8 protein-coding genes and 1 tRNA gene are annotated in these 13,003 nt (G+C 41.1%); 4 read left to right on the forward strand and 5 right to left on the reverse strand.

Features of this window, described 5'->3' with window-relative positions:
- Positions 1 to 261: 261 nt before the first annotated feature.
- The 3 genes from QX565_RS10350 to QX565_RS10360 form a co-directional block, all read right to left on the reverse strand.
- On the reverse strand, positions 262 to 1,320 hold the full coding sequence (locus tag QX565_RS10350; RefSeq protein WP_502874519.1) for a linear amide C-N hydrolase: 1,059 nt from the start codon (positions 1,318 to 1,320) through the stop codon (positions 262 to 264).
- Between the two features lie 300 nt (positions 1,321 to 1,620).
- Positions 1,621 to 3,594, reverse strand: a complete 1,974-nt coding sequence (gene porE, locus QX565_RS10355) for a PorE family type IX secretion system protein (protein ID WP_263668032.1) — start codon at positions 3,592 to 3,594, stop codon at positions 1,621 to 1,623.
- Positions 3,595 to 3,719: 125 nt separating this feature from the next.
- Complete coding sequence (locus QX565_RS10360; protein ID WP_289292708.1) at positions 3,720 to 5,903, reverse strand: DNA topoisomerase 3; 2,184 nt, start codon at positions 5,901 to 5,903, stop codon at positions 3,720 to 3,722.
- Between the two features lie 216 nt (positions 5,904 to 6,119).
- Between QX565_RS10360 and QX565_RS10365 the strand changes: the two genes are divergently transcribed.
- Positions 6,120 to 9,449 carry a glycoside hydrolase family 84 protein gene (locus QX565_RS10365; protein WP_289292709.1) on the forward strand — a complete coding sequence of 1,110 codons (3,330 nt, stop codon included), beginning with the start codon at positions 6,120 to 6,122 and terminating at the stop codon, positions 9,447 to 9,449.
- Positions 9,450 to 10,016: 567 nt separating this feature from the next.
- On the opposite strand, the gene QX565_RS10370 is transcribed toward QX565_RS10365, so the two are convergent.
- Positions 10,017 to 10,307, reverse strand: coding sequence for a DciA family protein (locus QX565_RS10370; RefSeq protein WP_002559425.1), 291 nt, complete (start codon positions 10,305 to 10,307; stop codon positions 10,017 to 10,019).
- Positions 10,304 to 11,416: a DNA replication/repair protein RecF gene (recF, locus tag QX565_RS10375; protein WP_289292710.1), complete on the reverse strand. Its 1,113-nt coding sequence runs from the start codon at positions 11,414 to 11,416 to the stop codon at positions 10,304 to 10,306. Before recF ends, QX565_RS10370 begins: the two co-directional genes overlap by 4 nt.
- A gap of 161 nt (positions 11,417 to 11,577) precedes the next feature.
- Between recF and QX565_RS10380 the strand changes: the two genes are divergently transcribed.
- The 3 genes from QX565_RS10380 (at position 11,578) to QX565_RS10390 (ending at position 13,002) form a co-directional block, all read left to right on the forward strand.
- Entirely contained in the window at positions 11,578 to 12,261 is a 684-nt protein-coding gene (locus tag QX565_RS10380; RefSeq protein ID WP_221649334.1) for a tetratricopeptide repeat protein, read from the forward strand.
- Positions 12,262 to 12,353: 92 nt separating this feature from the next.
- Positions 12,354 to 12,848: a 6,7-dimethyl-8-ribityllumazine synthase gene (ribH, locus tag QX565_RS10385; protein ID WP_002559422.1), complete on the forward strand. Its 495-nt coding sequence runs from the start codon at positions 12,354 to 12,356 to the stop codon at positions 12,846 to 12,848.
- Between the two features lie 71 nt (positions 12,849 to 12,919).
- Positions 12,920 to 13,002, forward strand: a tRNA-Tyr gene (locus tag QX565_RS10390).
- Position 13,003 lies beyond the last annotated feature (1 nt).

Below are 13,003 nucleotides of genomic sequence, written 5' to 3' on the forward strand. Positions count from 1 at the left end.
ATGGTCGTTGAGTGATGGTTGTTCCATAGTTATTTTATTTTTGTTCTGATTTTGATGGGATATTAAAATCCGTTCAAAGATAAATTATTCTTTTGTAATAAGGAAGCAGAGAGGAAATGATTGCTTTTGTATTATTATAAAACAACGAATTTTAAAAGATACTCAATGCCGGAAGGGAGTACTTTTGCAGAAAAGTATGACGTTCACGAGGCTCTTAACCGATTTTAATGAGGCATGAACGTCATATTGATTTTTACTGTTTTACATCACAGGGGTTTGGAATAAGAATACAAATGAGTCGCTGTCTTTTAAATCTTTTACAGCATCTCCTGCATAAATCTTTCCGTTGGTGAGGGTCAGTTTCTTGATTCCGGCTTTGGGACTGAAGTCGATTTTCTTCAAATCCAACCAAAACAGATTAGGAGTCATGACCGATTCAAAATAATATATTTTATTCTTCTGATCGGATACAGAACGCCAGCGGGTGGAAGAAATATGAGGTTTATCCGGAGTAGAAATACCAAAAGGAACAGATACATTTCTCATTATGCTTAATACACTGGGAACGGCAATTTTCGGATCAGCTGTTTGAGGAATGGCATGCACATAGAATGAGGCACGTACAAAACGATCACTCGAACGGTTTGTACCGGGTAACATCTGCAACCCACCCACTTCTTTCCAGTAATCATTGACAGCTAACTGAAGATCATAACGTGGAGAATTCGTCATCACCTGATATTCTTTACCTTCGTGAATGATAAGATTCCCATCAATATATTCCAGCACAGCGCTATTTCCGGTTTCATCCGTAATAGCCATATGCAAAGTAGAAGCTGAACCATTGGGCAGATTAGGTGCGTCAATACGGAAGGTTTCTTTCTTTAACTCTTCCACGGCTTCACGTACAGTAGCAAAGTTATCAAGTACATATTGTGTCCAGATGGCAATTCCCATTGCCGGACGGGTATCATTCGGGCGAATGTAGTTAGATTCCGGCAAAAATAACAAGCTAGCTACAAGCCCCTTCTCATTCATTCCATCACAGGCGCCCATATCATAGGCGGAGGCGACAATACTTCCATATTTGGAAGTCCAATTCAAGGCCTCTCCCCTATCATAGCTCACCCGCTTAATGCCACGAGGAAACAGATAAAGATTGGACATTATATCCTCCTTCCAATCCATTGTTCGTCCGGTCACAACCATATTTTCCGGGCCAATGTATACAGCACGGGTACAAGCTTCGGACTTCTGCATTCCTATTGAGAACGCAGCAACAAGTGCCGTCAAGGCAACCATTTTCTTTGTTACTTTCATCATTATTATCTTATTAAAAAGTTATAAGCCGGATATAAAGTCGCTTTATTTCTGTACGGTATTTCACCACAGAGTAGCACAGAGTTTCACAGAGTTTTAAATCTTTATCGAAACGCAGATGAACGCAGATTTTCGCAAAGGGAAACAAATGTATGATAAAGAACTACAGCCTTTTAATCTGCGTTTCATCAGATAAATAAAACTCTGTGCCCTCTGTGTCCTCTGTGGTGAACTCAATCTTATATCTACTTCTTCAATAAGAACAATCAATAAGAAGAACTGGTTTATCAAAAGACAGGTTTATTTATACAACCCGTAAGTAGTACGCAATACCTGGAATTCAGTACGGCGATTGATAGCATTACAAATTTCCTGCTGCTCCGGAGTAAGAGTCTTTATGAATTCCTCTGTCAGCACATTACCTTCTTTAAGGAAAGGAGCCGATTTCAATACTGATTTATTCACTACTTTCGGCTTGCTCTCTCCATATCCTTTCGCAGTAAGTCGGTCTGTAGAAATTCCTCCCTTAATTAAATAACGGACAACAGACTCCGCCCGACGCTGAGAAAGGCGTTCGTTATAAGCATCATTTCCTTTATAATCACAGTGAGCTGCCAATTCAATAGTCACATTCGGATTATCATTCAGCAGACGAATCAGTTCATCAAGTGCAGTTGCCGATGCAGGAGTAAGGTCGGCACGGTCAAATTCATAAAAGATATTTTCGATAAGTACCGGACGGGTAATAGAAGCCAATGGAAATTCAACTTCATAGTTGCGGTCTACCTGAGCAGTATCTGTGACAAGTTCCTGTTTGCCATTCAAGTATCCACGGCAAGAAGCTAACATTACATAGCGTTGTCCCGGATTAAGACGTTGGACAAACGAACCGTTTTTCTTCACATCTATTTTCAGATACGTACCATCGTCACCCACCAGTGTAACTACTGCTTCGGGCAATGCATCCCCCTCCTTGTCATACACCCATCCGGTGAGGGTATGATTAACTTCAGGGAGCTCAAAACTATAGATATGATCCCAACCACGGGCATCTCCACGATTGGAAGAGAAAAAGCCCCGCTGACGTCCCGGTTCAAAGGTCATACCAAAATCATCTCCCATGGAATTAACCGGGAAACGCATATTTTCTACCTTCCACCTACCGGATACAGAATCCAGATCGGCACGGAAAATATCAAGTCCTCCCATACCGGGATGACCATTAGAAGAAAAGTACAACTCTCCTTTAGGACCAAACGTAGGAAACATCTCGTCACCCGCTGTATTAATATCAGGTCCCAAATTGTCTACATACCCGAAACCGTCCTTAACTACATTGATCCGCCACAAATCGAGTCCGCCATACCCTCCCGGCATATCAGAAACAAAATAAAGAAAATCTCCCTGTGGAGACATAGCAGGATGGGCCACAGAAGAAAGCGAATCATTCAGGATGGCACATTTAGTAGGCGTTCCCCAATTGGCTCCGGTTCGTGAAGAGGCATATATCTCAGCATATACCGGTGCCTCTGGCGATGTGCGGCAACGAGTAAGATACATGGTTTTACCATCCGCAGAGAAGGAGCAGGCACCGTCTTCAAATTCACTGTTTACTTCTGATTCCAACGGTTCCGGCTTCTGCCAGTTCTTTTTTTCATCCCGTTTAGAATAGAATATATCTGCGCTTTTCATGCCGGTGATTCCATTCAAATCATTTCCCTTTGCTTCGTTTCGGGTAGAAGTAAAATAGACAATATCGGCATCTTCACCCGCATACATGGGAGAATAGTCACTACGCCGGGAGAAAAAGATGGGTTCCCGCTTTACGATGTGCCGCGTAGGATGCTCTTTCCACTCTTGTGCCTGTTGGCAAGAAAAAAGTCCGTTCAACGCCAATGTGTCATTGGGCTGATATTGAAGATAAGTTTCATAAGAAGAAACAGCTGGTTTATACTCTCCATTCTTACGCTGACTTTCAGCAAGATAAAAGAAAGTAACTGAATCCGGATAATGATAACGGATTGCATTCATATAAGCTCCCTTTGCCCGGACATTATAGTTTATCAGACGATAACAGCCTGCCATCTTATAAGCGATCTCGCCTCGGAGCTTTCGTTGTTTGGGAGGAGTACCGGCATAAGCTTTCCGATAATATTTAGCTGCATCAAAATATTCGCCACGAGCATAACTCTGCTCGGCTTTCTTCAAGCTACGCCCTGCTCCACAGGAAGCAAGCAAGAAAAGGGCAAGTATATAGATGAGTTTACGGTACATAGACATTATATATAAACAGAATAAAGGGAGAAATATTGTATTAGTGATGAGTGATTAGTGATGAGTGATTAGTACCATGCGGTATATAGCACCGCCGCTAATCACTTATCACTAATCACTCATCACTATTCCTTAATCACTACCCTATATCCACATCCATTCTTCCATTCAGAACATCCGTAAGCTGTCTTACCTTTTATAATTGTTCCTTTGCCACAAAGAGGACAAGGCTGACCGATCAAAGAATCATTGTTTGCAACATTACCGGGAGTGACTGCCGGAGTTGAAGGAACATCTGTAGACACTACGGGTGGTTGCTGTACAGATGACGCCCCGGTAGTTGAAGCCACTTTCGGTTTCTTTTCTTTAGGAGCAGCAGGCTTACGTTCTCTTTTCTTTGGCTCTTTCTTTTTGGCCTCCTCTATCTGAACCGCTTCCTGAATGGTAATACGCCGATTGGTATTGTCAGACAGCACACTCGTCACAATCTCCGAAACCATCTGTTTCAGTTCCTCCAGAAACTGGCGGGCATCATAAGTCTTTTTTTCTATCTCACGAAGTTTCTTCTCCCAAATTCCGGTTAGTTCAGCCGATTTGAGAAGTTCCTCATGAATAATCTGTATCAATTCTACACCTGTAGGCGTAGCTATCAGATTCTTCTTTTCCTTACGGATATAGTTACGTTTGAACAATGTCTCAATGATAGCAGCACGGGTAGACGGACGTCCGATGCCATTCTCTTTCAATGCATCCCGAAGTTCGTCGTTATCTACCAATTTACCAGCCGTCTCCATAGCACGAAGCAGAGTAGCTTCGGTGTAAGGACGAGGGGGTTGAGTCCATTTCTCATTCAAATCAGGGATATGAGGGCCATTCTCACCTTTTACAAAGGCTGGAAGTACATTCTCCTCTTCTCCTTCTTTCTCTTCGGTAGGGTCTTTCACATCTTTGGCAAAAACAACCCGCCATCCAGGTTCCAGAATCTGTTTACCGGTTACCTTAAATTCAATTCCGTCTACTTCACCCATTACGGTGGTAGTAGATATTTTACAATCGGGATAAAACACAGCAATAAATCGCCGTGCTATCAGATCGAACACCCGGCGTTCCATATCCGTCAGGTTCTGTGGAGGTACCCCGGTCGGGATAATAGCATGGTGATCAGTCACTTTCGAGCTATCAAACACCTTCTTAGATTTGGGTAAAGTAACACCAGCCAAAGGAGCGGTCAGCAACTCATAGTCACGAAGCCCTTTTAGAATGTTAGGACACTTCGGATAAATATCATCACTCAAAAAAGTAGTGTCTACACGCGGATAGGTGGTCACTTTCTTCTCATAAAGTGATTGAATCAGTTTCAATGTTTCGTCAGCCGAATAAGCAAATTTCTTGTTACACTCTACCTGCAACGAGGTCAGGTCGAAAAGACGGGGAGCATACTCTTTACCATCTTTTTTGACTACGGAAGTCACTGTGAAAGGCAGATTTTTAATACGTTCTACCAAGGCTTCCCCCTCTTCACGATTGGCAATGGGATCAATGCCCGGATTCTCTGTCCGCTTTACTTTCCCTCCTGATTTTTCTTCTTCTGCTGCCAGTTCTTCATCACTTTTCCGGATAAGAGCCGAAAAAACAGTATCCCGATAAGTTGTTTTCAGTTCCCAATACTGTTTAGACTGGAAGTTCTCGATCTCCAATTGCCGATTCACAATCAGCGCCAGTGTAGGTGTCTGTACGCGTCCTATAGATAATACTTGCTTGTTCTGACCATACTTGATCGTGTACAGGCGGGTAGCATTCATGCCCAAAAGCCAGTCGCCTATAGCACGGGACATTCCGGCTTCATAGAGCGATTGAAACTCCGACTGATCCTTTAATTTAGCAAATCCCTCTTTTATGGCCTCCTCCGTCAATGAGGAAATCCAAAGACGCTTCACCGGGCAACGGGCTCCTGCTTTTTGCATCACCCAGCGCTGAATAAGTTCTCCTTCTTGTCCGGCATCACCGCAGTTTATGATTTCATCTGCGCTTTGCATCAGCCATTCAACTGTACGAAACTGCTTTTCATAGGTAGGATTACTTATCAGTTTTATTCCAAAACGCGGTGGAATCATCGGAAGACTACCCAGACTCCATGATTTCCAGTTAGGCGTATATTCATGTGGTTCTTTCAGTGTACAAAGATGACCAAAGGTCCATGTCACCTGATATCCGTTTCCTTCTATGTATCCGTCTTTCCGTTCTCTGGCACCCAAAATATCAGCTATATCACGTGCCACTGAGGGCTTTTCGGCAATGCAAACTATCATCCTTTTATCTTTTTTAGTGATGCAAAGGTAGACAAATTTAAGGTATAGCCCAAAAGAGTGTACACTTTTGTCTGATGAGAGTGTATACTGAAAAAATTTATTTTTTACTAGGGACATCTTTATCTTATCTGCTTTACTAAAAGACGAGGAGTAGCTTTACTTATTCTCCAACCGTCTATTATTAAAGACAACCTTTTCTTAAAAACCACCCGTACCATGAAGAATATCCTTTTATTCACTCTATTATTGTGTTGTGTTACACTCAGGTCACAAACGTATAGCATCTATCCTATCCCACAAAAAACAACCATGAATGGCAATAGTATAGAAATGACCCGGGAAGTAAATCTTATTAAGGAATCCGGAATAAATGAAATTATCAGTAATCGTATTCAAGAGGTTCTGACTAATGCCGGAATCAATTTTACGATCAGTGATGTACTTACTGATGATAAAACAAATATTCTTATAGGAATCAACGGTTCTAAAGAAACTGCCGACAATTATGCATCTACCCATTCACTCTCTGAAGATGTTTTCAACGTTACATCCAATAAATTCGATCCTTATCTGTTGCAGATAAATAAGAACCATAGTAAAGGCGATATACTCATTCTGGGTGATAATAACGGATCAGCCTATTATGGTCTGGCCACATTGGAACAAATACTGGAACAAGCCGATAACAACCACTTATCAGCCGCCACTTTTGAGGATTATGCCCACACTCAATACCGGGGTATTGTTGAGGGTTTCTACGGACATCCATATAGCGTGGAAAGCAGACTCAGCCTGTTGGATTACTGCAAACGATATAAAATGAATATGTTTGTCTATGGTCCTAAAGCAGATCCTTATCATGCAGGAAAGTGGCGGGAAGACTATCCATTAACCCTGACAGATCAGCAACGCTATATGGGATTGGTCACACAAGATGATTTACGCAGACTGGCTGCCAAAGCCAAAGCCTGCAATGTGGATTTCGTATGGTCTATTCATCCGGCATTGGAAGGTGGAGGTATAAATTTCAGTAATTTAGATCCTGGAATCGAAGACATTATACACAAATTTGATGCTTTGTATAAGTTAGGAATACGACACTTCGGTGTATCTATCGATGACATGAGCGGCCATCCGTACAATCAATCGGAATTGGCAGATAAGACTCAGACAAAACTATATGAGAAGTTCAACAAAACCGGAGTCACTGAAGACGACAAAGTGGGGCCTTTATTATTTGTTCCCACCCAATATGCATTGAATTACGGTACCGGAACACTTTCGGCCTTCAAAAACATACATAAAGATGTGGTGGTAGCCTTCACTGGTTACGACTGTTTTTCTAATATCCGGGGCAGTGCTTGCGATCGGATGGCAGATCTGATAGGACGCAACCCGGTCATGTGGTGGAACAATCCGGTAAACGATGATTATGACGAATTTCTTTATATGCACGGACTCACTGCACGCTGGAGTATAGAGGATAAAAGCCCGGTCTCTTCTCTGCAAGGACTGATATTAAACCCCATGAATCAGGGACAAGCTTCTAAAATAGCCTTATTCGGTGCAGCAGATTACTCATGGAATCCTTCAAAGTTCAACGGATCCGATAATTGGGAAGCTTCACTTGCTTCTATAGTGAAAGAACCGGAACTACGAGATGTACTTAAAACCTTTATTAATATAGTAAGCGCATATACCACTCATGATACGCGAACACCGGAAGGCGAAAAGTTCGCACCTCTTTATACAGCTTTCCAATCATCTTATTCCAAAGGCAATGTACCTGACGCTACGGAACTAATAAATGAGATGAAAAAAGCGAATGCTGCCTGCAAATTATTAGCATCATTAAAAGAGAGTGAAAACCAGGAGTATAACCTGTTTTATGAAGATATAAAAAGTTGGCTTGCCAAGGTGGAATCAATGACAGATATTGTTGTCAAGTCAATCAGTTTTATGAAGAACGATGCAGGGCTTTCTGCATGGACAGACTTTGCTGAGATTCAGGCAAAAGCACAAAAGATACACACTGATTCTGCCTTTCTGTTGAGTGTGTTTGAAGGTAAAGGTACCAGCACATACGAGGTGTTTAAAGAGGTTCAGCCAACTCCCAAATATCTGGACCCGTTTGTAGATTTCCTGGCTGATAAAATAAAGGATTATGCTCCGCGACTTCCGGACAGATCACGCGAGATGGAAATTATCACCAATATCTACAATTTATCGGGGGTATCCATTGAAACGAATGACATGACAAGATTATCCGGTCTGAACACTGTTACATTAAAACCGGAAGAATACGTAGGCATCTATTTTAATGCAATCAAAGAAGTGGCAGTCGAGTTTCTGCCCACAAATCTTACAAGTACGCTATCTACAGAGTATTCTATGAATGGAAAAGAGTGGAGTACTTTTATACCGGACCATAGCATTGCTCAGGAAATGGCTTATTTCCGCATCAAAAACAAAAGTAAATCCACACATGCTATTCCAATAAATGAAATCTCATTCAGAATGCCAGCCTCAGAAAGTTCAGTTCCTATAAACGTAACAACGAATATGGGAACTTACCAAACATACAATATAAAGAATGTAATAGACGGAAATTACTCCACAAAATTCTGGAGTGATAAGGCACAAAAGGCAGGTGAATATATCCAACTGGACTTTGGTTCGTCCGCAGCCCGTTATCAGATCACCCTGCATTTTACCGAAGGAGATACGCCTACAGGAGAAGCACAGATTCAGATCTCTGATGATGCACAGAGTTGGACAACTATAAAAGCATTCACTTCTTCGGATATTTCAGATAAGATATATACTTGTAATGCCAATGGCCGGTTTGCCAGATACGTTCGCTTGTATCTGCAATCTGTGGGAGGAGGAGACTGGTTTCAATTAGCAGAATTTGAAGTGACAGGTGCCCGTATCACTCCTGTCGCGGAAGACAATGAAGGAAATCTGGTGGCTTTACTGGACGACCGTAGCCTTTCGTCGGGTTATAAAGGCAAAGGAGAAGGGCATATTATCTATCGTTTTATTGAGAACCTTGCGATAGATGAAATTCAAATCTTTCATAACAGCATGTTCACGTCCGCAAGCACTAAGCCTACCATAATGATATATGCCAATGGAAAATGGATTGCCAAAGGAGAACTGGATGCTCCCTGTACTTCCGTTCCAGTCTCCGATTTGAAGAATATCTTGCAACTAAAGATTAGTTGGAATAAAGACAATATACCGGTTCTTTATGAAATAATGCCTATCGGAGAACCGTATGTGGAAGAAGCATCCCCTCCTACCGGTATCCTTTCTGAAACAGGTTCTGCAAATGCTTCAATTTTCATTGAAGGAAATCATGTACGGATAGCATCCCGGATATTAATAAAAAGGATCATTATTACAGATCTATCAGGACAAAAAATAAAAGATATAAGCGTAAATCAGAACTCCATAGAAATTCCTATACATGAAAAACAGGTTTTGATAGTAAACGTATATCTCAATAATAATGAGACGGTAACAGCCAAAGTAGCACGATAAAGCACTTTTATTGATAAACTTTTATCAAAGATATAGTCTTTATGCGAATCAGTAGTTGAAATTCTATTTTAACCCAATCAGCATTGAGCTTAATAACCTCTGCTGTTACCATCAGGCTCTTACACCGTATCAATAAAGTCCTGTCTTATAGAGTATCGTAGGAAGCCTCGGTGTGTAACATTGTTTTAGATGTACATGTAAAGCAGTACGACATGCACATGTGGGACAGTACGACATGCACATGTGGGACAGCACGACATGTACATGTAAAACAAGGCTGCTCACCAGGGAAAGGAACGTTCCTTCCTGAGAAAGCCAAAGTACAACACCGAGCGGTGATGTGCTTCCCGCACGGGGAGGTACGCCAGGCAATGGTTTATAGAAACGCAGATGAGCGCAAATTCACGCAAAGCATATCATCGCTCAAATATAGTACAGCCATTTAATCTGCGAAAATCTGCGATCATTTGCGTTTCAATAAAACGCTGTCACATAGTATGAACTAAATTTGAAGTACTGCTTAGAAAAGATACACACTGTTAATTTATCGTTTTCAGTCAGGTATTTTCATCTGAATATAATATTTGTAATCACCGTAGCTCCCACCTTTTGATTCAAATTACGGACTAATAATTCACGTCCCATCATCAATTCCTGACGGAGTGCAGCAGAGGTAAGATGTACATAAAGTATTTGATTACGAATGTATAACTCTTTTGTATAAGAAGCGATTGCCGGCCCCAATATCTGTGGCCAGGCATCCAATAACCGTTGTTCATTCAGAGGAGACTCCAGACTTTCCTGGCGGAGAAACTGCTGAATCAGTTTTCCGATTGGCTCGGCATTATTCCTTTTCATACTTCCCTGTCTTTCATTTCACTGATTTCACCTTGCTCTACCCGGAACATTTTATAATCACTGCCTACTTTATATAATATGCGATCCAAATGTTCCCGGTTCGTATCCGTTATAAATATTTGTCCAAAACTGTCTCCTGCCACCAATTTTACAATCTGCTCTACGCGTGATGCATCCAGCTTATCAAAGATATCATCCAGCAGCAACAAAGGAACAGTGTTACCGGTACGTTTCAAAAAATCAAACTGCGCCAGCTTCAATGCCACAAGATACGTTTTGTTCTGTCCCTGAGAGCCTTCTCTTTTTATAGGAAAATCTCCCAATAACATATTAAGTTCATCTTTATGAATGCCACGCAAAGAATATCCCATAATCCGATCACGTACCCGACTCTCTTTCAATACTTCCAGCAAAGAGGCATCACGCGCATGAGAATCGTATGACAATCCTACCTTCTCCTTATCCTGTGAAATATAAGAATAAAAAGACTGGAAAATCGGGATAAACTCCCGGATAAACTCTTCCCGCTTGCGATACACTACCTCACCTGCCTGCGCCATCATCTCTTCCCACACCAGAAACAATTCCTCTTCTACCGGAAGTTCGCTTTTCAATAGTGTGTTACGTTGTGCCAATGCTTTATTATAACGGATCAATGCTTCCAGATATTCCTTATCATATTGAGAGATAACCACATCCATAAAACGACGACGTTCATCACTCCCTCCCGCAATAAGTTCCGAATCAGCAGGCGAAACCATCACCAAAGGCAAAAAGCCAATATGATCGGACAAACGGCTATATTCCTTTTTATTACGTTTAAACTGCTTTTTAGCACGGCGCTTCATACCACAGTAAATCTCTTCAGGCGTACCATCCGGTGCCTCATAAAATCCCTGTATTACGAAAAAGTCCTGTTCATGCCGTATGTTTTGCGAATCAATCGGATTGCCGGCACTCTTACAGAAAGAAAGAAAATAAACAGCATCCAGCAGGTTTGTTTTCCCCATTCCGTTTTGTCCGAAAAAGCAATTCAGCTTAGCAGAGAAATTCAGTTCTACCTGCTCCAGATTCTTATAATTCAGTATGGATATGCGTTTCAGTATCATGTTTACACATTAAGTTGGTTACAAAAGTAGAAAGATTTTCGTGGTTTTAGGGTGTAAAACAAAAAAAGATGCCTCTAAATTTCGTTTGTAGATATAAAAAAACTACTTTTGCGAGTCGAAATATCAAAGTCAGAATAATAACAAAAAAGAATCATATAAAAATGGCAGAACAAAAGCACCACAATGAACAAATGAATGTGGAAGATGCACTGACACAGTCGGAAGCATTTCTTATCAAAAACAAAAAAGCAATCATCGGCGGAGTTGTTGCCGTGATTATTATCGTAGCAGGTTTCATCATGTACAAACACCTTTATGCCGAACCTCGTGAAGAGAAAGCACAAGCTGCTCTTTTCAAAGGTCAAGAACTGTTTGAACAGGATAATTTCGAGCAAGCATTAAATGGTGACAGTATCGGTTACACCGGTTTTCTGAAAGTTGCCAGTGATTTCAGCGGAACCAAAGCCGCTAACTTGGCTAAAGCCTATGCAGGCATCTGCTATGCACATATGGGCAAATATGATGAGGCAATTAAATATCTGAATGATTTTGACGGAACAGATCAAATGGTGGGTCCTGCCGTTCTTGCTGCTGCCGGTAATTGCTACGCACAACTGGATCAGCTTGACAAAGCAGTTTCTTCTTTATTGAAAGCTGCCGACAAAGCAGATAGCAACACATTGAGTCCTATCTACTTGTTGCAAGCCGGAGAAATCCTGGTAAAACAGGGAAAAGCAGAAGAAGCGATCAAAGCATATACAACCATTAAGGATAAATACTTCCAGTCTTATCAAGCAATGGATATCGATAAATATATCGAGCAGGCTAAATTGCTGAAAAAGTAAATAAAGTATCAACCAATAGTGAAGAGTGAAAAGTACTCTGTAGCCTTGTAGCGCAGTAGCTTTTCACTCTTTATTTTTAACTTATAATGATTATGGCTACAGCTTATCACAATTTATCAGACTATGATTTCAATTCTGTTCCTAATGCAGAAGAGATGAAATTTGGTATTGTTGTTTCTGAATGGAACGATAAAATTACAGGTGCATTGTTGGATGGTGCAGTAAATACATTAAAGAAACATGGTGCAAAAACTGAAAATATTCTGGTAAAGACAGTACCCGGAAGTTTTGAACTTACTTTCGGAGCTAACCAGATGATGGAAAATTGCGACGTGGATGCAATTATAATAATCGGTTGCGTAATAAAAGGAGATACCCCACATTTTGATTATGTTTGTATGGGAGTAACACAAGGAGTTGCCCAATTAAATGCAACAGGCGATATACCAGTTATTTACGGACTTATTACTACCAATACAATGGAGCAAGCAGAAGATAGAGCCGGTGGTAAGCTGGGTAATAAAGGAGATGAATGTGCAATTACTGCAATAAAAATGATCGATTTTGTTTGGAGTTTAAATAAATAGTTGTATCTTTGCACCGCAATTGAGAAACAAACCTGCTTAAGTGAAAGTAAAAGGTGCTCAAAAGCAAAAAAGGGCAAATACCAGAGTGGCCAAATGGGGCAGACTGTAAATCTGCTGTCTTTCGACTTCGGTGGTTCGAATCCATCTTTGCCCAC

This window comes from Bacteroides sp. 41_26 (assembly GCF_949740115.1).
Classification (GTDB): domain Bacteria; phylum Bacteroidota; class Bacteroidia; order Bacteroidales; family Bacteroidaceae; genus Bacteroides; species Bacteroides nordii.